18 protein-coding genes are annotated in these 18,408 nt (G+C 63.0%); 13 read left to right on the top strand and 5 right to left on the bottom strand.

The genetic code is table 11. The features are described from left to right. Positions 1 to 157 precede the first annotated feature (157 nt). From E4487_RS10120 to E4487_RS10105, 4 genes are all read left to right on the top strand, one after another. Positions 158 to 952 carry a LuxR family transcriptional regulator gene (locus E4487_RS10120; RefSeq protein ID WP_175253270.1) on the top strand — a complete coding sequence of 265 codons (795 nt, stop codon included), beginning with the start codon at positions 158 to 160 and terminating at the stop codon, positions 950 to 952. 407 nt (positions 953 to 1,359) lie between these two features. Next, positions 1,360 to 1,827 carry a hypothetical protein gene (locus E4487_RS10115; protein ID WP_037050066.1) on the top strand — a complete coding sequence of 156 codons (468 nt, stop codon included), beginning with the start codon at positions 1,360 to 1,362 and terminating at the stop codon, positions 1,825 to 1,827. A gap of 13 nt (positions 1,828 to 1,840) precedes the next feature. Then, the gene (locus E4487_RS10110) at positions 1,841 to 2,941 is read left to right on the top strand and encodes a PQQ-dependent sugar dehydrogenase (protein WP_175253269.1); all 1,101 of its coding nucleotides are present in this window, start codon (positions 1,841 to 1,843) and stop codon (positions 2,939 to 2,941) included. A 30-nt stretch (positions 2,942 to 2,971) separates the two neighbouring features. Next, the gene (locus tag E4487_RS10105; RefSeq protein ID WP_172979121.1) at positions 2,972 to 3,478 is read left to right on the top strand and encodes a YgjP-like metallopeptidase domain-containing protein; all 507 of its coding nucleotides are present in this window, start codon (positions 2,972 to 2,974) and stop codon (positions 3,476 to 3,478) included. Positions 3,479 to 3,486: 8 nt separating this feature from the next. On the opposite strand, the gene E4487_RS10100 is transcribed toward E4487_RS10105, so the two are convergent. The 3 genes from E4487_RS10100 to E4487_RS10090 all read right to left on the bottom strand — a co-directional run bounded on the left by E4487_RS10100 (position 3,487) and on the right by E4487_RS10090 (position 4,744). After that, positions 3,487 to 3,720: a DUF2789 domain-containing protein gene (locus E4487_RS10100; RefSeq protein ID WP_152487667.1), complete on the bottom strand. Its 234-nt coding sequence runs from the start codon at positions 3,718 to 3,720 to the stop codon at positions 3,487 to 3,489. Between the two features lie 64 nt (positions 3,721 to 3,784). After that, a complete protein-coding gene (locus tag E4487_RS10095) occupies positions 3,785 to 4,267 on the bottom strand; it encodes a GreA/GreB family elongation factor (RefSeq protein WP_175253268.1) in 483 nt (160 codons plus the stop codon). A gap of 123 nt (positions 4,268 to 4,390) precedes the next feature. Then, positions 4,391 to 4,744 (bottom strand): response regulator transcription factor, encoded by a 354-nt coding sequence (locus E4487_RS10090; RefSeq protein ID WP_037050052.1) that lies wholly within the window; start codon positions 4,742 to 4,744, stop codon positions 4,391 to 4,393. A 384-nt stretch (positions 4,745 to 5,128) separates the two neighbouring features. On the opposite strand from E4487_RS10090, the gene E4487_RS10085 reads away from it, so the two are divergent. From E4487_RS10085 to E4487_RS10060, 6 genes are all read left to right on the top strand, one after another. Further along, positions 5,129 to 5,845: a response regulator transcription factor gene (locus tag E4487_RS10085; RefSeq protein WP_037050049.1), complete on the top strand. Its 717-nt coding sequence runs from the start codon at positions 5,129 to 5,131 to the stop codon at positions 5,843 to 5,845. A gap of 365 nt (positions 5,846 to 6,210) precedes the next feature. Then, positions 6,211 to 6,738, top strand: a complete 528-nt coding sequence (locus tag E4487_RS10080) for a fimbrial protein (protein WP_037050046.1) — start codon at positions 6,211 to 6,213, stop codon at positions 6,736 to 6,738. Between the two features lie 97 nt (positions 6,739 to 6,835). Then, positions 6,836 to 7,609 carry a molecular chaperone gene (locus E4487_RS10075; RefSeq protein ID WP_134676158.1) on the top strand — a complete coding sequence of 258 codons (774 nt, stop codon included), beginning with the start codon at positions 6,836 to 6,838 and terminating at the stop codon, positions 7,607 to 7,609. Further along, on the top strand, positions 7,563 to 10,094 hold the full coding sequence (locus E4487_RS10070; protein WP_167494329.1) for a fimbria/pilus outer membrane usher protein: 2,532 nt from the start codon (positions 7,563 to 7,565) through the stop codon (positions 10,092 to 10,094). Before E4487_RS10075 ends, E4487_RS10070 begins: the two co-directional genes overlap by 47 nt. Beyond that, the gene (locus E4487_RS10065) at positions 10,091 to 11,083 is read left to right on the top strand and encodes a fimbrial protein (protein WP_175253267.1); all 993 of its coding nucleotides are present in this window, start codon (positions 10,091 to 10,093) and stop codon (positions 11,081 to 11,083) included. Before E4487_RS10070 ends, E4487_RS10065 begins: the two co-directional genes overlap by 4 nt. A 243-nt stretch (positions 11,084 to 11,326) precedes the next feature. After that, complete coding sequence (locus E4487_RS10060; protein WP_197035095.1) at positions 11,327 to 12,001, top strand: response regulator transcription factor; 675 nt, start codon at positions 11,327 to 11,329, stop codon at positions 11,999 to 12,001. A 4-nt stretch (positions 12,002 to 12,005) separates the two neighbouring features. Here E4487_RS10060 and E4487_RS10055 read toward each other — a convergent pair whose 3' ends face one another. After that, positions 12,006 to 13,805 carry a diguanylate cyclase gene (locus tag E4487_RS10055; RefSeq protein ID WP_175253266.1) on the bottom strand — a complete coding sequence of 600 codons (1,800 nt, stop codon included), beginning with the start codon at positions 13,803 to 13,805 and terminating at the stop codon, positions 12,006 to 12,008. Between the two features lie 58 nt (positions 13,806 to 13,863). Beyond that, complete coding sequence (yccS, locus tag E4487_RS10050; protein ID WP_152487677.1) at positions 13,864 to 16,047, bottom strand: YccS family putative transporter; 2,184 nt, start codon at positions 16,045 to 16,047, stop codon at positions 13,864 to 13,866. Between the two features lie 119 nt (positions 16,048 to 16,166). Between yccS and E4487_RS10045 the strand changes: the two genes are divergently transcribed. The 3 genes from E4487_RS10045 (at position 16,167) to E4487_RS10035 (ending at position 18,208) form a co-directional block, all read left to right on the top strand. Further along, positions 16,167 to 16,763, top strand: a complete 597-nt coding sequence (locus E4487_RS10045; RefSeq protein WP_257229388.1) for a TetR/AcrR family transcriptional regulator — start codon at positions 16,167 to 16,169, stop codon at positions 16,761 to 16,763. Between the two features lie 63 nt (positions 16,764 to 16,826). After that, entirely contained in the window at positions 16,827 to 17,528 is a 702-nt protein-coding gene (locus E4487_RS10040) for a glutathione S-transferase family protein (protein ID WP_175253265.1), read from the top strand. After that, positions 17,525 to 18,208, top strand: coding sequence for a glutathione S-transferase N-terminal domain-containing protein (locus tag E4487_RS10035; RefSeq protein ID WP_175253264.1), 684 nt, complete (start codon positions 17,525 to 17,527; stop codon positions 18,206 to 18,208). Before E4487_RS10040 ends, E4487_RS10035 begins: the two co-directional genes overlap by 4 nt. Positions 18,209 to 18,408: the final 200 nt, after the last annotated feature.

The following is an 18,408-nucleotide window of genomic DNA, read 5'->3' as shown; positions in this document are numbered from 1 at the left end:
ACCTGTTCGTCAGCCCAGGCAGCGGGCTTGCTGTCGTTCAGGTTATCGACTTGATCGGATGTCTCTGTCCCCCGAGAGGTGGACAGGTGCAGCTGGCGTCAGAGCGGATGTGGACGCAGAATGCCGTTACCTGCCGAACACCTCAGGAGGGACTACGATGATCAACGTCTGGTCGTCCACCGGCACGGCGCCAGGGCTTGACCTGCAGCGGTTCGTCGAACTCACAGGCCTGATGGGCAGTGAGCGCTTTTCCTCGTCACTGCTCGATTGCCTGGATTACTGGGTGAGTTCCCAGCATTTCTGTGTCATGCGCATGGACCTGTCGCAGCCGAGCATGTTGATGGCCGGCACCCGTCATCATGACTCACGGCTGGTCTGGCGTTGCTGGCATGCCTATGCGCAGCAGTTCCACAGTCACGACCAGCTGTTTTCACGCATGCAGGGTGAGCAGCGACATGATGGCGCGGTTCTGCTTGGCCACATTCTTGCGGAGGACATCCAGTTCGCTCCGTACCGGCAGAACGTCTACCTGCGCAACGGCATGAGCGAGCGCCTGTCCGGTCTTTCCTGGGACGACCAGGGCGTACCGGTGCTGTTCAACCTCTACCGTCATCATGAGGCCGGCTACTTTCCGGATGATGAGATTGAGGCATTCGAACAGCTGACGCCCATTGTGCTGCAACTGCTGCGCGGACATCTGGCAATGAGTCGTCGCGTAGAGCACGCCGGCGACTGGCGGCAGGTATTGCTGCGCCAGAGCCCACAACTGACGGAGCAGGAGCTGGAGGTCTGCATGCGGCTGCTCCAGGGCATGACCCATGCTGGAATTGCAGTCGATCTGGGGCTGAAGGAGAGTACGGTCAAGACCTATCGCAATCGGGCCTTCGACCGCCTGGGCATCAACTTTCGCAATCAGCTGTTTGCTCTGGTGCAGGGCAAGATCCTTCGTTGATGCGGGCAGCGTCTTCAGTCGGCCGATCAGCGCTTGTCGTTGGCGAAAGCAGGTTGCCACTGGAAAACGACGTGGTGCCATTCGCGATGCTTGGCGCCAGGAATGAGTGCCATGTCGCTGCAGCGCAGGCGGCCGAGCCGCGCCGTGGCGGGCTGGCAGCACGGCACCAATACGTCTGTGCTGATGGCTGGTGCAGCGTACGGGGCGGTCATGCGGCAGGAGTCATTGCTCGTTCTGAGCGCGGCCTGCACTCGCGGCGCAATTTTGTAGCGGCATCCTGGTCGATTGCATGGCCACCGTTTGTCATGCAGGTCGGCGCATCAGGTAAAACCCTGTAAAACACCCAGGCCGATGCAACGGGCGGCCTACGCCATAATTCGGGCACTGCCGTTCCGGAAACCTCGTTCATGCCGCGCCTGCTGCTCGCCTTCGTCCTCGCCGTGCTGCTGACCAGCGCCTTTGCCTCGATCTTTCAGACGCAGAGCAATCTCGCGGCCCTGCAAGCGCTGGGGGCGCCCGTGCCGCTAGATGTGCGCCTCGGCACCACCTGCCTGGATCTGCTCGGTTTTGCCCCCACTTTCGCACTGCTGGCAGGGCTGGGTTTTGTCGTCGCCCTGCCGCTTTCGCTCTGGCTGGCGCGGCGCCTGCCGTCGTTGCGCTGGGCCATTCTCGTCGTGGCAGGCGCCACTGCGATCTGGCTGGCGCTGGCCCTGGCCAACACGCTGGCGCCCATGCCGACGCTGATCGCCGCTGATCGCCATCCCCTGGGGACCCTGGCCCTGATGGCCTGCGGCAGTGCCGGCGCGTTGCTGTTTGGCCTGCTGGGCCGGCGGGTGCGCTACCGGACGCAGCCGACTACTTCCGATACTCCGTGACAAGGCGCTGCCCATGTTGAACACCTTCCGCGTGCTGGCGCTCGGCGCCTTGTTCGCCAGCGCACCGCTGGCCGCGCACGATTACCGCATCGAAACCTTCAGCCAAGGGCTGGAGCACCCCTGGTCGATGGCGTTCCTGCCGGATGGCCGCCTGCTGGTCACCGAGCGCGTCGGCCGCCTGCGTATCGTCGAGGCCGATGGCCGGCTCGACCCCGAGCCGGTAGCGGGCGTGCCCGAGGGGTTCATCGCCGCCCAGGCCGGCTTGATGGAGGTGGCGCTGGATCCGGACTACAGCGACAACCGCTGGCTTTACCTGACCCACGCCCAGGGTTCGCTGGAGGCCAACAACACGCGCCTGATACGTGCGCGCCTGGTGGATGGCGAGTTGCAGGATCTCGAGGTGCTGTTTACCGCCCAGCCGCTCAAGGCCGGCGCCGCGCACTATGGCGGGCGCATCGCCTTCCTGGCGGACAACACGCTGGTGCTGACCCTCGGTGATGGTTTCGACTGGCGTGAACAGGCGCAGAATCCCGCCAACCACCTCGGCAAGATCGTGCGCCTGAACCGTGACGGCAGTATGCCGCAGGACAATCCGTTGCTCGGGCAGCAGGGTGCGGCGCCGGAGATCTACAGCCTGGGCCATCGCAATGTGCAGGGCATCTTCTTCGACGCCGAGCAGGGGCGCCTGTACAGCCACGAGCACGGCCCACGTGGTGGCGACGAGCTCAATCTGATCGAGCCGGGCGGCAACTACGGCTGGCCGCTGGCGACCTTCGGTGTCGACTACACCGGCGCCAGGGTCAGCCCCTACACCGAGCTGCCGGGGCTGGTCGCACCGTTGCTGCACTGGACGCCCTCGGTCGCGCCGTCGAGTCTTATGCTCTACCGCGGTGAGTTGTTTCCCGACTGGAAGGGAGACCTGTTCGCCTCGACCCTGGCCGAGCGCAGCGTACGGCGCATCCGCCTGCGCGATGGCATGCTGGCTGGCGAGGAGGTGCTGTTCGAGGAACTGGGCGAGCGTATCCGCGATGTCCGCAGCGGGCCCGACGGGGCACTCTACCTGCTGACCGACAATCCGCAGGGGCGGATACTGCGCGTACTGCCGAGCGAATAGACGGGCATCCGTTACACTGGTGCTCCAGTCATGTGTGGGGCGGCATCATTGAAGTATCTACAGGGTTATCCGGTCGAGTTGCAGCAGCAGGTCCGCCAGCTGATCGCCGATGACCGCCTGGGCGGCTACCTGGCGCAGCGTTATCCCGGACGCCATGACGTGCAGAGCGACAAGGCGCTCTACGGTTATGTGATGGCGCTGAAGCAGGAGCACCTGAAGAACGCGCCCGGCATCGACAAGGTGCTCTATGACAATCGCCTCGATCTCACCCATCGCGCGCTGGGGCTGCATACGGCGATCTCGCGGGTGCAGGGCGGCAAGCTCAAGGCCAAGAAGGAAATCCGCGTGGCCTCGCTGTTTCGCGATGCCGCACCAGTCTTCCTGCAGATGATCGTGGTGCATGAGCTGGCGCATCTGAAGGAGGCCGAGCACAACAAGGCCTTCTACAAACTCTGCGACTACATGCTGCCCGGCTACGCGCAGATCGAGTTCGACCTGCGCATGTACCTCACCTGGCGCGAGATGAGCGGCGCCTAGTTCATGCGTCAGCCGCGCAGGCGCACGTTCAACTGATCGACTACCTCCGCCCAGTCGGCGTCTTCGAGGATCTCCTCGCGCAGGAAGGCCGCCTGTGCCGGGGTCCAGAACGAGGCGTCCGCCAGCTTGCGCTCTGCGGGGAGTGGCGCGTGGGTCCTGATGAAGGCGTCGATGCTGGCGCTGTCGTCGGCCAGACCGAGTTGTTTGAACAGCGAAGACAGGTCGTGAACAGGCGGTTCCATGCTGAGCTCCCGGACGGTGGTGGCTTTAAGGTTCTCTACCAACCCTAGCCCAGATAGTTCCCCGTCACTCGACGCTCAGTACCTCGAAATCCTGTGCCGTGCCGGCCAGCGGTACGCTGATCTGTTCGCCCGGAACCTTGCCCAGCAAAGCGCGGCCCAGTGGCGCGGCGCTGCCGAGCACCTGAATCGTCTGGCCGGCATGCTGCAGCTTCATGCTGGCGCCCTGGGGGCCGAGAAACAGCCAGCGCACCTGGTCATGCGCATCGAGCAGCTGGACCAGTGCGCCCAGTTCGACACCCTGGTTCTCGTCGAAGGGCCGTAGGCGCAGCTGGCGCCAGGTGATCAGTGTCTGGCGCAGCTCCTCGACGCGGCGTGCCTGGCCACTGGCGAGGTAGGCTGCTTCGAGGCCCAGGGTGTCGTACTTGTTCTCGGCGACGTTCTCCTCATGGGTAGCCGCTTCGTGGGCGTTCAGCGCCGCCTGGTGAGCCTGCTCCAGGTCAGACTGCAGGTGCGTGAGCACCTGTTGCAGCAATAGGGTCTTGTCCATGGACGATGTCGAGTCGGGGGAGGCGTTCGGTTGGCCGATTGTAGGGCTTATCGGCCCCGCTGCCGCATCGCGGATCATGTTTTGCTGAAGAAAATGGCGCCGTCGCCTTGCCTGGCGCGCTGATCAGTCCTCGTAAGCAGGCTGGCAGCGGCTGATCAGGCACTGCAGTTCGCGAATGCCGGTGATGATCGAGACGAAGCTGACGACGGGAGGGCCCTCGACTGCCGGATTGTCTGCCAGCCTATTGCTGCTCAGGGCCTGCTCGAGCTGCCGGGCCTTGCCGTTGCGGCGGATGTGCGGGGCAATCAGGATCAGATCGAAGCGCCGTTTGATGGAGTCGGCCAGTGGCAGGGCATCGACCAGCGAGTCGATGGCAGTCACGCGGAAGTAGCCCAGCCGATTCAATGCATGTTCCAGGCCCCGGGCTGTCGCAGGTTTCTCGCTGATAAGCAGAATACGCAGTTTCTTTTCGAGCATCTGAAGTATTCCGGTCTTTTCTGGCCAAAGTACGGTCTGTACTTGCTCAGTTGCCGTCGTAACGTGTCGTTGGGGTACTGTGAAATCGTCCGAGTAGTATGTGGCCAGGTGGCTGCAGATACTTGTTGCTCCAGGTTTTAACAGTGCCCGGTGATCGGAGACGGTGCTCCGGAAGTTCGTGGTTAAAGCTAGGACTAAGGACTAGGGGAAAACCTATAGATCAATAGGCTAGGGCCTATAACTCAATAAGTTCCCGGTTTAATGCTACAGCGGTGATATTGTTCGGTATCTGCTTGTAACACTATCTCAGATTCTAGGGGGAATCCGAGTGCGCTCTGAACGATAGATTCGCGGCGCTGTTACTAATAATAATAGGGGGCGTCCATGAGGATAGCTGTCTTGGATGATGAAGAGATCTGTCTGAATCGGGCATTAAAGGTTATCAGTAGCTATTCCAGGGCGAGCGGTTTCGACTGGACGGTGCACGGCTTCAGTTCGGGGGAGGACCTCCTGCGGCGTCTCAAACGCGAGAATTTCGACCTGCTGATCATCGACTGGTGCCTGCCAGGCATGAGCGGTTACACCTTGTTGTGCTGGGTGCAGGAGCACCTTGAAGTACCCCCTCCGGTCATTGTGCTGACTGGCGGCAGCTCGGGGGCAGATATCGTCAAGGCCATCAACGCTGGCGCCGAGGACTTCATCCACAAACCGTTCAGCGAATATGAACTGCATGCACGCATTCTGGTGGTGAATCGCCGTCGCATTCAGGCCGCCGAGGGCCAGGTCCAGCGCTTTCATGTCTACTTCGACCTGCTGTTCGATGACGCCGGGCGCACCGTGACGCGTGACTGCAGTGCTACGTTGCTGACCGAGCGGGAGTATTGTGTGGCGCGTTGCCTGATGGAAAATCTCGGCCGCTCGCTGTCGCGCTCGTATCTCTACGACCGCTTCTGGCCGCAAGGCGAGCGCTATTCCTCGCGCCCGCTGGATACCATGATCTATCGCTTGCGCAGCAAACTGAAGCTGTCGTCCGAATATGGTTGGTGCCTGGCTTCTATCTATGGCTACGGCTATCGCCTTGAGCGGGTTGACCCGCTCTGAGTTCGACCGACGCTGTTCAGTCAACCTGTCTCGTTTATCCGCTGAACACTACTTTAGTCTTGTCTGTCGTGTCGGAAGTTTTGCGTGCGGACATGCGAATAAGTTGCATGGGGTGACGCTGTCGTTGTTTTTAGGCACGGTTCGTTGCGTGTGTTCAATTAGGGTCGTTGTTGCAATTGGCCGGTATGCATCAGTTGCTATAAGGATAGTCCTATCTGTTTCTTGTGAAATAAGTTAATTCCTATTGTGTTTTGGGGTTATCCCTATGTTTTGGTTGTGAGTGTTCTGGGATCATTTCTCGGCTATTGGCAAATATGCCTTATTACAACAATCGTTAGTTTACGAGCACATAGGTGGAGGATTTTATGAACGCTATTACCACGCTCAAAGCTGCTGTCGCGTTGGCCATGGCTGTAGCTGCACAGGGGGTGCTTGCTAGGGATGGTACTGTGATCTTCAACGGTTCGATTGTCGACGCGGCCTGCGTGGTTGCGACGGGCAGTACGAATCAAACCGTGGAGCTGGGGCGGGTTTCTGTCAACACGTTGACAGCAATTGGCGCTCGCTCTCCCGGCGTTAGTTTCTCCATTAAGTTGACGGATTGCAGTGTCCCGACAGCCAGAAGGGCATCGGTGACCTTCAACGCACCGCGAGATCCGCTCAACGCGGGCTTGATGGCGGTTACGGGAGGCGCGGTTGGTGTCGGTATTCAAATTTACACAGAGGAAGGCGGCCAGCGGGTCGGCGTGATACCTGGAAATGGCAGCATGGCCATCCCTCTACGACCAGGAGACAGCGAGCTGCAATTCTACGCGGCCTATGTAGCCACGCGGGCTCAGGTCGAGCCGGGGGCTGCCAACGCCACGGCCCAGTTCACAGTGAATTATCACTAAAGGCTCTGTCACCCTCCAGCGCCTGCCTGCGCTGGAGTTGGGTTGCGTGTAGGGCTCCGTGCCCTGGCTGTCACGCACCGCCGTTCTGGGGGGGCTTATGTTTTTGTTCAACCGTTTATGCCGGCTCATCCGTATGTCGTCGGTGCCCATCATGTTCGTTGCGTCGTGCGCGTCAGCTGGCGCAGCCGTGCAGGTGGGGGCCACAAGAGTGATCTTTCAGGAGACGAACCGCGAGGCCTCACTTCCTATCAAGAATGGGGACAGTCACCCCTATGTGGTGCAGGCATGGGTGGACGCCGGAGAAGGGCGTAACGACACTCCTTTTCTGCTGGTGCCGCCGTTGTCTCGGCTTGACCCAAGCGTGGAGAACGTCTTGCGGGTGATGCGGGTATCGGATGAGCTGCCACAAGACCGTGAGTCGGTGTTCTGGATCAACGTCAAGGAGATTCCGGAAAAGGTGCAGCAGGATAACGTGCTGCAACTGGCCATCCGCACGCGAATCAAGCTGTTTTACCGTCCGTTGAAGCTGGCCGGTAGTGGTGCCGTCGAGGCGCGCAAGGAGTTGAAGTGGTCCGTGCTGGCCGATCGCGACGGTGGCGTTTTGCTGCGTGTGGAAAATCCCACGCCGTATCATGTGACCTTCGGTGTGATGCGGGTCCGTCCGGGAATGGAAAACATCGCGCCAGATATGGTGCCTCCCTATGAAGTGCGCGAGTACCCACTGACGTCGATTGGTGCGCCGCAAGCCGTTAGCGTGGAGTTCGCCGTCATCAATGACTACGGCGGCCTCTCGGAGGAGGAACGCATCGAGGTACCCTTGGTGCGTGTCGAGTCTCATCCCTCGATCAGCTCAAAAAAACGAGCCTTCTGAGGTGCGCGTGGTTTGGCAAGGCCTTCTGGGCCGGTGCCTGTGTGCGTGGACGTTCTTGGTCGCGGCGCTCGTCCATTCCGCTGAGCCCGTTGCCACGATGTTCAATGAGGCGTTTCTCGAACTGGGTGGTGGGCAGGCTGACGTGGACCTGTCGATGTTCGCTTTCGGTAGCCGGGTGTTGGCAGGTGAGTACCGGGTCGATGTGCTGCGCAACGATGACCTGCTGGGGCGATTCACCATTCGCTTCATCGAGCACGATGCAGGGCGCGATGCAGTGCCGTGTTTGAGTGCCGAGCAGTTGGTTGAGTGGGGTTTGAACCTGGCGGCCCTGCCTGCCATGAGCTCGCCACCACCGGCCTGTATCGATTTGGAAGCGGCGTTTCCCGAGGCCCGTGTGGCTTATGATGCGGCCGCGCAGCGTCTGCGCTTGAGCATTCCGCAAGCGGCGCTGTCGCGCAAGGCGCGTGGGTCGATCGATTCGAGTCGCTGGGACAGTGGGATAGACGCGGCCTTGTTCGACTATCAGTTGAGCCTGGCGCGCAATGACGAAGGGCGTGCACAGGGGGGCTCGGGCAACACGCTGTTCGGTCGTTTGCGTGGCGGGATCAACCTGGGCAGTTGGCGCTTGCGTCAGTACTTTACCTATAACCGTGACAGTGTTGGCCAGGGCAGTTGGCAGGCAGGGCGCACCTATGTCCAACGGGATATTCAGGCGCTGAATGGCCAATTGATGATGGGCGACGGCTACACCCTGGGTGAGCTGTTCGAGGGTTTCCAGTTTCGCGGTGTACAGCTCAGCTCTGACGAGGCGATGCTTCCAGACAGTCTGCGCGCCTATGCCCCGACTATTCGCGGCGTGGCTCAGAGCAATGCGCGGGTAGTGGTGCGGCAGAACGGCTTCATCATCTACAGCGCCTATGTCGCGCCAGGGCCGTTCACGCTGGACGACCTCTACCCGACCACCAACGGTGGCGATCTGGACGTAACCATTCTGGAGGCCGATGGCCGTCAGGTCCGTTACAGCCAGGCCTTTTCCTCGGTGCCGACGCTACTGCGTGATGGTCGCTGGCGTTATGAAGTCAGCGCCGGGGAGTACCGCACTGGGTATGAAGATGAACAGCTGCGCCCCTACTTCTTCCAGGGCACCCTTGCGCGTGGGTTGTCTGGCGACTTCTCTTTGTATGGCGGTGCGCTGCTAGGGCAGGGCTATCAGGCGGGGTTGCTGGGAATAGGCAGGAACATGCTGGGTTTCGGAGCACTGTCCCTTGACCTTTCAGATGCGCGCACGTGTAGCAAAGTGGGGTGTCTTTCCGGGCAGGCGCTGCGGGTGCTCTATGGCAAGACGCTGGAGCGTACGGCTACGACCTTCAGCATGACTGGCTACCGCTATTCTGGTCCTGAGTACTACAGCTTTCCCGAGGCGGTGCAGATGCAGGCGCTGGAGGGCGATGGACTGTCGTTTCCAAGCGTCCGCAGTGAGTTGCAGGTGGATTTGTCGCAATCGATGGGGCGTTGGGGAGCGCTGTTCGTCTCAGCCCGACAGCAGCGCTACTGGGGCAGTAACGACCTGGAACACTTCGTACAGCTGGGTTACTCCGGCAGCTACCGGCAGCTCAGTTACAACCTCTACTACAACCAGTACCGCACGCTGTTCGGTGCTCCTGAGCGTCAGTTGATGATCTCTGTGAGCATACCGCTTGGCTCGTCTGGCGCTTCGGGCATGTATTCGGTCTCACGCGGTGCTGACCAGCGTCTCTATCAGCAGGCAAGCGTCTTCGGCAATGCTCTCGATGACCATCGCCTCGATTACGGCGTGACCTTTGATCGTTCCGACGAGCAAGGCTCTCGGGGCAGCCTCAATCTGGGTTACCAGGGGCGTTATGGGCAGGTCGATTTTGGGCACAGCCAGGGGCAGGGCTATGAACAGACCAATCTCGAGCTGTCCGGAGGGATGGTGGCGCATGCCAATGGACTCACACTGTCACAACCACTGGGGGAGACCGTTGCTCTGGTACAGGTGCCCGACGCCGAGGGGCTGGCGCTGCAGTCGCAGGTGGGGGTGCGCACGGATGGCCGTGGCTATGCGGTAGTGCCGAGCCTGACGCCTTATCGAAGCAATCGTCTGTCGTTGTCGATGAGCGGGCTGGGGGAGAACGTCGAGGTCATGACGGCGGCCCAGGAGGTGGTACCGACTCGTGGCGCAGTGGTGCTGGCGCCGTTCGAGGCTCGCAGTGGTTACCGGCTCATGTTGCGGCTGAGCGATGCGCAGGGGGAGCCCTTGCCCTTTGGAGCACGAATCGTCGGCGCCAATGGCCAGGAACTGGGGCTGGTCGGTCCCGAGGGGCTGGCCTATGTCGCAGGTGCTGAACCTGCAGGCAAGCTGAACGTCCGCTGGGGTGCTGGCCGGAGCTGCACAGTGGCCTACCGTGTGCCGCCGGGGGCGCCGCAGACGCCAGTTAGAGGCTTGAAGGAGAGCTGTCTATGAGCAAGTCGCGGGTTTCGCATCCTTTGTTCCGATTGCTGTGGATGGTGGTGCTAGGCGCTGCAGTACCATTCGCCCATGCAACCTGCTCATGGGAGAGCGACTTCGATCAGGGTGTTTATACGTTCAACTTCCCCACCCCGATCATTGCCCCGTCAGGTTCGCCCCGGATGGGGCAGGTGCTCGCGGAGTCGAGACAGCCGGTTAGGTATCCGTTCTATCTCTTGAGATGTCAGCTGGGCCAAGGCAACGCCACAGGCTCGTTTGTAGCTGAAAGGGCGAGCGCAGGGCTGCAGGGGGTCTACGAGACCAACGTCCCGGGGGTCGGCTATCGGGTCAGTTTGCAGCCGGAGGGGCTTTACGTCGGAAGCGAATGGAGGCGATCCATCCCGCCACTGTTCACCGGTCTGTTGACGGCAGGAGACGTATGGAGAGAAATCAAGCTCGAACTGGTTGCCATCGGCTCCACGGTAGGGACTGGAGCCATCACGCCTGGCAGCTACGCGACCCTGCGCACCGTTCGTTACAACCGCTATTTGCAGGTCAATATCCAGTCCGCCAGGATCGCTCCTTCACCGCCATCGTGTCGCCTCTTCGGCAACCCTGATCAGACGGTTACATTGGCACCTGTGTACCGCAACCGCTTTTCAGGGGTGGGGTCGACGCAGGGCGAGCAGTCATTCGACATCGTTCTGCAGTGCGAGAAGGTCGCTAATGGCATCGTTCAACTGCGCATGGACGGAACGCCACACAGCTCCAACGCTCCTGGGGTGCTTGCGCTGACGTCGAGCGCGGCGGCAACGGGGGTGGGCTTGCAGGTACTCGACGGCACCACCAGTGCGCCAGTCGACCTCGGTCGCACCAGGCAACTGGCCGGGCTGACCAATGGTTTGAATACCCTGCCGTACCGGGTGCGCTACTACCAGACCTCTACACCGGTGGGGGCTGGTGCAGCGCTTGCCTCGGTGACCTTGACGCTGACTTATCAGTGAGCAGCCGCCACCCGCGCATCGCCAGGAGCGCGGGCAATTCTGAGATAACGTCACAAGATCAGAGAATGTATTTGCAAGTCATTATCATTGGTTGGCGCTGTTGATGCTACGGCGTGCGTTGCTATCGGCTTTTGCTGCGTCATGTTTTGCGTGCCGGGGGCTCTGGCCGCCAGCTGAGGCACGCCGAGCAAGCCTGCGACAGGGACTGTCATCAGAGATAGGGTTTTTACAATGAACAACGACATGATTCGCTTGCTGGTCGCGGACGACCACCCCGTTGTCTGTGCCGGTATAAGGCAGACGCTGTTTGCCAGCCATGCTGTTTCCATCGTGGACTCGGTGCAGGGGCCGGCGCGTTTGTTGGAGCGGCTCGAAGGCCATGACCAGGACTTCGATGTGCTGCTTTCGGGTTATATCCTCCCCGCCGCCGGGCACAGCGGTGGGTTGAGCCTGTTCCAGCTTATCCGGCGCAAGTATCCCGACCTCAATATCGTGGTGCTGACCATGCAGGAGAATCCGAGCATCCTCCATGCACTGGCTTCGTCGGGTATTTCCTGCATCCTCAGCAAGCGCGACCCGCTCAGCCATCTGCTGCCGGCCATCCAGGTGGCGATGGCCAAGGGGCGCTACCTGTCACCGCGCATCGCCACGCTGATGAACAACAGCTCACGCAGGGCCGGCTTCGGTGTGCTGAGCCCGCGCGAGCTGGAAGTGGTGCGCCTGTTCGTTTCGGGGCTGAAGGTCAACGAGATTGCTGAGTGCCTGCATCGCAGCAAGAAAACCATCAGTACGCAGAAGACTACCGCCATGCAGAAGCTGGGGCTGGAACGCGACGCCGAGCTGATCCGCTATTCGATAGAAATGGGGCTGCTCGAGCACTGCATGCCGGTGCAGCTGGAAGAGTGCGTCAAGGCCTGATCCGTCAGGCCTGCGCCAGGCAGACGCGGTTGCGGCCCTGGGCCTTGGCCAGGTACATGGCACTGTCGGCCTGGCGGATCAGGCCGGTGGCATCCTCGTGACCCTGAGTCAGGGCTACACCGATGCTGGCACCGACCCGTACGGCCCGACCCTCCAGGTACATGGGGGTGTCGAGCCCCTCCAGCAAACGCCTGGCGAGGTCCTGCGCCGCGTCGGCCGACTGCACGTTCTCGCAGACCACCACGAACTCGTCGCCGCCGAGCCGGGCGGGCAGGTCGACGTCGCGAACGTACTGGCGCATGCGCCGTGCGACTTCGGCCAGCACCTGATCGCCGAAGGCATGGCCGTGCTGGTCGTTGATCGGTTTGAAGCCATCCAGGTCGATCAGCATCACCGCCAACAGCTCGTTGCGCCTGCTGCTGCGCGCCAGGGCCTGCTCCAGGTGCTGTTGCAGGGCAGTGCGATTGGCCAGGCCGGTCAGCGGGTCCTGCATGGCCAGCTCGCTGAGGCGCAGGTTGGCATGCTCGAGCGCCTGGGTGCGTTCGGTCACGCGCTTGGCCAGCACCTGCTCGTTGAGTTGCAAGGCCGCTTCGCGCTGCCGTTTCAGTTCGTTGAAGCGTGCTGCCAGGGCGAAGGACAGCAGGATCATCTCCAGCCCTGAGCCGATCTGCATGGAGTAGAGGGTGAGGAAGTTCGATGGGATCAGGGCGAAATTGCGTAGCGCCAGCAGCACCGCGCCGCTCAGCAGCATCAACCAGGCCAGGGCGAACAGACGGGCACCGGGTACCCGGTAGCCGACGCAGACGAAGCTGGTGAGCAGCAGGGTCAGGGTGGCGCTCAGGCCGGTCAGTGACATGAGCTGCAGGGCCCGTTGCACGGGGAGCACGATGGTCGCCAGCACGGCAGCGGCGATGGCGGCACACAGCACCAGCAGCCCCTTGTCCCAGCGCGGCAGCCACTGGCGGGTGTCGAGGAAACTACGGGCGAATACCACCGAGAGCAGTGCCGCCAGCGTCAGGCTGACCGGCAGCATGCGATTGCTCCAGGGGGCAGCCTGCGACCACAGGTACTGGGCGCCGAGGCCGTTCAGCGAGAGCACGCTGAGGGCGAAGGCGAACATGAACGACACGTAGCTGAGAAAGGGACGCTCGCGCAGTGCCAGGAACAGCAGCAGGTTGTACAGGCCCAGGGCGATCAGCACGCCGAAGTAGATGGCATGCACCAGGTAACCAATCTGGCTGTGCTGTTCGAAGTCGCGCAGCGACATCAGGCTGCCGCTGAGGGTCATGCTGCCGCGTGAGTCGACACGCAGGTACAGCGTGCGGCGCTCTCCCGGTTGCAGGACGATGTCGAACACGGGGTTGCGGTGGCCGACACTGCGCTGCGCATAGGGCACGGTGTCTCCGCTGCGTGACTGCCGGATGCCGTCGGCACCGACATCGTACAGGCGCACTTCGTCCAGCGAGGCGTAGCTGAGCTCCAGGCGCCAGGTGCGCGTGTGCTTCGCCTCCGACAGCAGCGGCAGGCGCAACCAGATCACGCCGGGTACATAGCCGAAGCTCAGGTCGCGTCGGGTCAGCGAGGTGTGAAATGGCGCATCGTTGCGCATGACGTCGGCCAGGCTTGATGTGCCCTGCGGATCGGCCAGGAAGTCGACCTGGCCGTACAGGTCCTGCGTCGGCGTGTGCTCGGCGAGGCGCATCTCGGCGTGCGCCGCCGGGCCGGCCAGCAGCAGGCAGAGCACCATGAGCAGGCCCGGCAGCGAGACCGAAAAGTCAGCGGTAGGGCGTCGATTGGCTGGCATGGGCTGGGCCTGGAGAACCGGCATGCCACGAATAGTGGCAGAAAGCCTCCCGTGACAGCTAGTGCCTCGGGGTTCGGGCGTCCTTGTGCAGGTGCGCGCCCAAGGTCCGCAACGGTGCCAGCTGGCGGCAGATCAGCGCCAACTGCGTCTGTACCAGGCGCTGGCGCTCGTCGGCGTCATCGGCGATCTGCTCCAGGTTCTGCGCCAGGGTCTGCTCCTCGTCACTGTGGATCGCCAGTGGCCGCTCGCCGCGCAGGCCGGCGGCGATGTCGTCCAGGCTGCCGGCGAGTTTCTCGGCCTGTTCCAGCAACTGGGCCTGGGTCGCCTGGGGCAGTTGCTCGCCGCGGTGTGCGCCGAGTCCCGAGAGGTAGCTGAGCAGGGTGTGCGAGAGCACCAGGAAGCGGAAGCCCAGGTCGGCGTCCTTGCGGAAGTGCCCCGGCTCCATGAGCATGTTGCCGAGGGTCGTGGACAGTGCGGCGTCGGCATTGTGCGCGTTGCGCCGCGCCAGGCGATAACCGAGGTCATCGCGCTTGCCCTGGGCGTACTGGGCGATGATCTGCCGCAGATAGGCGCTGTTGCAGCTCAGGGTGTTGGCCAGCATGTTGCCCAGGCGCCGCCCCTGCCAGTCGGGGAGGATCAGGAACACCGCCAGGCCGGCGAGCAGGCCACCGAGCAGGGTGTCGATCAGGCGTGGCATGAACAGGCCGTGACCGTCGCCGATCTGGTTGAAGCAGAACAGCACCAGCAGGGTGATCGCCGCCGTGGCCAGGGTGTAGCGCGTGCTGCGGGTGGCGAAGAACGCCACCCCGGCGACCACCGCGAACAGCACCTGGATGCGCGGGTCGGGGAACAGGTCGAACAGCGCCCAGCCGATGCCGAGGCCGAGCAGCGTGCCGGCGATGCGCTGCACCAGCTTGAGACGGGTGGCGCCGTAGTTCGGTTGGCAGACGAACAGCGTGGTCAACAGGATCCAGTAGCCCTGCGTCGGGTGGATCAGGTGCAGCAGGCCATAGCCTGCGGCCAGGGCGATGGACAGGCGCAGGGCGTGGCGGAACAGCAGCGAGGTAGGGGTGAGCTGCTGGCTGATGCGCTCCCCGACTTCACGCAGCGAATGTGGCTCGCGGTCCAGCAGGCTGCTGTCCTGCTCGTCGGCCAGGGCATCGGGGTTGCTGGCGTTGCCGAGCAACTGGTCGAGGGTGGCCAGGTTGCCGGCCAGCGCCCCCAGTGAGCGCAGCAGGTGGCGCCAGGCCGGGTTGCTCTGCAGGTGCAGGTGATCGAGCGAGGCGTGCAGGTCTTCCAGGGCCTGGCTGCACAGTTCGCGGTACTCGAACGGCTGGCGCAGCTCGATGGCGCCGGCCAGGCGTTGGCAGGCTTCGCCATGCAAACGCAGCAGGCGTTGGCAGCGGAACAGCACGTCGCTGTGGAAGAAGGCCTCGGCCAGTTCGTTGTAGGGGTAGTGCGACGAGCTGGCGCGCTCGTGAATGTCCTGGGCGAGAAAGTACAGCTTCAGGTAGCGATTGACCTTGGGGCCGGGGCGGCCATTGCCGACCCGATGCAGAATGATCTCCTTGGCGGCGTTGAGTGCCGACACCACCCGGCCGTTCTGTTGCGCCAGGGCCAGGCGTCGCTGCTCGACATCGAGCTGGCGCAGCGGCTCGAACAGCGCCGCCTTGAGCTTGAGGTACTTGCCCAACTCGCGAAACAGGCGGGCCAGGCTGTGCTGGACCGGCTGATGGGCGAACAATCCCTGCCAGATCACCGACAGCACGCCATACCAGGCCGCGCCGGCCACCAGCAGCAAGGGTTCCAGCCACAGGCCGGCGACGCCGCCGCGCTGCTCCACGCCGATCATGCTGTATACCGCGAGAATCAGTGTGCCGGAGCCGAGGGTGGCGAAGCGCTCGCCAAGGGCGCCCAGCATGGTCAGGCAGAACGCCGACAGGGCCAGGGCGGCGACGAACAGCCAGGGATAAGGGAACAGCCACTCGACGGCATACGCCGCCGCGCTGAAACAGACCAGCGTCACCAGCACCGTGCCCAGGCGCCCCTGCCAGCTGTCATCGGTCTCGGTCAGGGCGCTGGCGATGATGCCGAGAAACAGCGGGATCAGCGCATGTGTCCAGCCCTGCCAGCCACACAGTGCCAGTGCGCCGGCGAGGGCGATGAACACCCGCAGGCTGGCGCTGAACTTGTCCAGCGCCCAGAGGCGGCGCAGTGATTGGCGAAGGCGTGGACGGGGCATGGCGGACCTGATCGCAGAAGATGCGAGCAGCCTACCGGAACTCGGCGGTCACTGGATATCGGCGAAGTCGCGCAGCGCTGGGATTGATTTATGGACTGATCGGTTCTAAAGTTCGCGGCATGACGACACGTGGACGCCCCAAGAGCTTCTGCCCGGACCGGGCGCTGGAGAATGCCATGCAGCTGTTCTGGCAGCGCGGCTATGAAGCCGCGTCGCTACAGGACCTGCAGGCAGCCACCGGCCTGTCCAAGAGCAGCCTGTACCAGACCTACCCGAGCAAGCAGGCCTGGTTCGTCGCCGCGTTCAGCCTGTACGTGGCGCAGCGTCGTGCCCTGATGCTCGAGCAACTGGCCGCCAGCGCCTCGCCACTGGGCTTCATTCGCGAGCGTCTGCTCAGCGTGCTCGAGGACGATGGGCCCGATGGCGTGCCGCGTGGTTGCATGCTGGTCAACGTGGCCAACGAGTTTTCGCTGTCGGAGCCGGCCCTGGTGCCGGTCCTGCAGCAGGCCACGGCCGGTATCTGCCAGATTTTTGAACAGGCGCTGGAACGCGCCGTCGCTTGCGGCGAGCTGAGCGGCTGCGACGATCGGGTGGCGCTGGCCGGCTATCTGCAATGCGTGATGAGCGGGCTGCGCACCCAGGTCAAGTCGGGGCTGCCTGCCGCATCGATTCGAACCACCGTGGCGGTGGTGATGGCGAGCTTGAACAGCGGATGAAGACGCCTGTGCGGGGCTTCGTTCGCTTAATTTTGGACTGATTGGTTCTTAAAGGAAGGCGATATGCGGGAATTGTTCGAACTGTGCGGTGCCGACCGCGAGCTGCTGTTCTCACCCTACTGCTGGCGAGTGCGTCTGGCGCTGGCCCACAAGGGGCTGGATTGGCAGAGCCGGCCGATTCACTTCACCGACAAGGAGGCCATCGCCTTCTCCGGGCAGAAGCTGGTGCCGGTGCTGACCGATGGCGACGAAACGATCAATGACAGCCTGGCCATTTTCGCCTACCTCGACCGACGCTACCCGCAGCAGCCCTTGCTGGGCGACGCGCAGGCGAGCCAACGGGCACGCCTGGTCGAGAAGTTGAGCTTCCATGCGGTGCGCATGCCGCTGCTGAAGATGCTGGTGCCACGCGTCTGGCAGGTGATCGACCCGGTCGACCGTGACTATTTCCGCAGCACCCGGGAGAAGGCGCTGGGCATGAGCCTGGAGGCGTTCGCCGACCCGGAAGGCGGCGAGCGGCTGTTTCGCGAGGCCATCGCCCCGCTGGAGAGCTGGTTGAGCGAGCAGCCGTACCTGGATGGCCAGGAAGCGGGCGGTTGCGACTACCTGCTGGCCGGGCTGATGTTCTGGGCCTGGTGCCTGGGCGTGCAGCCCTGGGCCGATGATTCGGCCTTCGGCGCCTGGTTCTCGCGCATTCTGCAGGCTTACGAAAGCACTCATGGCCCGGTCAGGCGGGCCCCGACCCAAGTGGAGGAAAGCCAATGATCGACCTTTACTACTGGACCACCCCGAACGGTCACAAGGTCAGCATCCTGCTCGAGGAAGCCGGGCTGGAGTACAGCGTGCGCCCGGTGCATATCGGCAAGGGCGAGCAGTTCGCTCCCGAGTTCCTCAAGATCGCACCGAACAACCGCATTCCGGCCATCGTCGATCATGCCCCGGCCGACGGCGGTGAGCCCATCGCCCTGTTCGAGTCCGGGGCGATCCTCGAATACCTGGCGGACAAGAGTGGCCAGTTCCTGCCGAGCGAGACGCGTGCCCGCTTCGAGGTCCTGCAGTGGCTGTACTGGCAGATGGGCGGTGTCGGACCGATGGCGGGGCAGAACCACCATTTCGTGCGTTACGCGCCGGAGCCGATTCCCTATGCCATCGAGCGCTACGTGAAAGAGACCGCGCGACTGTACGGCGTGCTGGATCGCCAGCTGGCCGGGCGCGACTACGTGGCGGGCGACTACTCCATCGCCGACATGGCCATCTATCCCTGGGCCAAGCTGTGGGAGATGCAGCGGCAACGGCTGGAGGACTTCCCCAACATGGCCGCCTGGCTCGAACGCATCGGCGCACGCCCGGCCGTGCAACGGGCCTATGCGCTGGTGGAGAAGGTCAACGAAGACCCCCAGGCACTGCTGACCGCCGAAGCGCGCAAGCTGCTGTTCGGGCAGTGACGGCAGCCGTACCGGCGAACCCGAGTGCCGGGCCTCGTCCGGCATGCGCTGTCTGGCCGGCTGGAGTTCCTCCTTCGGACCCGTCAGCGGCTACCGCTGCGTGGCGCCTGATTGCTCTCGGTCTGGCGCCTCGCTGTCCGCATGGCTTCCCCCATCAATACGCCGGCGCCGAAATTTCTCATGGATTTTCCTGTGAGCTG

It is taken from the genome of Pseudomonas sp. BMW13, from assembly GCF_013357275.1.
GTDB classification, from domain to species: Bacteria; Pseudomonadota; Gammaproteobacteria; order Pseudomonadales; family Pseudomonadaceae; genus Aquipseudomonas; species Aquipseudomonas khazarica.
The sequence above is the reverse complement of the archived record's forward strand: the minus strand, read 5'-3'. Positions and strand labels throughout refer to the sequence as shown.

Excerpts from the sequence above, each read along its gene's own strand:
- E4487_RS10120 (WP_175253270.1), top strand. The coding sequence starts at position 158 with ATGATCAACGTCTGGTCGTCCACCGGCACGGCGCCAGGGCTTGACCTG.
- E4487_RS10115 (WP_037050066.1), top strand. The coding sequence starts at position 1,360 with ATGCCGCGCCTGCTGCTCGCCTTCGTCCTCGCCGTGCTGCTGACCAGC.
- E4487_RS10110 (WP_175253269.1), top strand. The coding sequence starts at position 1,841 with ATGTTGAACACCTTCCGCGTGCTGGCGCTCGGCGCCTTGTTCGCCAGC.
- E4487_RS10105 (WP_172979121.1), top strand. The coding sequence starts at position 2,972 with ATGTGTGGGGCGGCATCATTGAAGTATCTACAGGGTTATCCGGTCGAG.
- E4487_RS10100 (WP_152487667.1), bottom strand. The coding sequence starts at position 3,720 with ATGGAACCGCCTGTTCACGACCTGTCTTCGCTGTTCAAACAACTCGGT.
- E4487_RS10095 (WP_175253268.1), bottom strand. The coding sequence starts at position 4,267 with ATGGACAAGACCCTATTGCTGCAACAGGTGCTCACGCACCTGCAGTCT.
- E4487_RS10090 (WP_037050052.1), bottom strand. The coding sequence starts at position 4,744 with ATGCTCGAAAAGAAACTGCGTATTCTGCTTATCAGCGAGAAACCTGCG.
- E4487_RS10085 (WP_037050049.1), top strand. The coding sequence starts at position 5,129 with ATGAGGATAGCTGTCTTGGATGATGAAGAGATCTGTCTGAATCGGGCA.
- E4487_RS10080 (WP_037050046.1), top strand. The coding sequence starts at position 6,211 with ATGAACGCTATTACCACGCTCAAAGCTGCTGTCGCGTTGGCCATGGCT.
- E4487_RS10075 (WP_134676158.1), top strand. The coding sequence starts at position 6,836 with ATGTTTTTGTTCAACCGTTTATGCCGGCTCATCCGTATGTCGTCGGTG.
- E4487_RS10065 (WP_175253267.1), top strand. The coding sequence starts at position 10,091 with ATGAGCAAGTCGCGGGTTTCGCATCCTTTGTTCCGATTGCTGTGGATG.
- E4487_RS10060 (WP_197035095.1), top strand. The coding sequence starts at position 11,327 with ATGATTCGCTTGCTGGTCGCGGACGACCACCCCGTTGTCTGTGCCGGT.
- E4487_RS10055 (WP_175253266.1), bottom strand. The coding sequence starts at position 13,805 with ATGCCAGCCAATCGACGCCCTACCGCTGACTTTTCGGTCTCGCTGCCG.
- yccS (WP_152487677.1), bottom strand. The coding sequence starts at position 16,047 with ATGCCCCGTCCACGCCTTCGCCAATCACTGCGCCGCCTCTGGGCGCTG.
- E4487_RS10045 (WP_257229388.1), top strand. The coding sequence starts at position 16,167 with ATGACGACACGTGGACGCCCCAAGAGCTTCTGCCCGGACCGGGCGCTG.
- E4487_RS10040 (WP_175253265.1), top strand. The coding sequence starts at position 16,827 with ATGCGGGAATTGTTCGAACTGTGCGGTGCCGACCGCGAGCTGCTGTTC.
- E4487_RS10035 (WP_175253264.1), top strand. The coding sequence starts at position 17,525 with ATGATCGACCTTTACTACTGGACCACCCCGAACGGTCACAAGGTCAGC.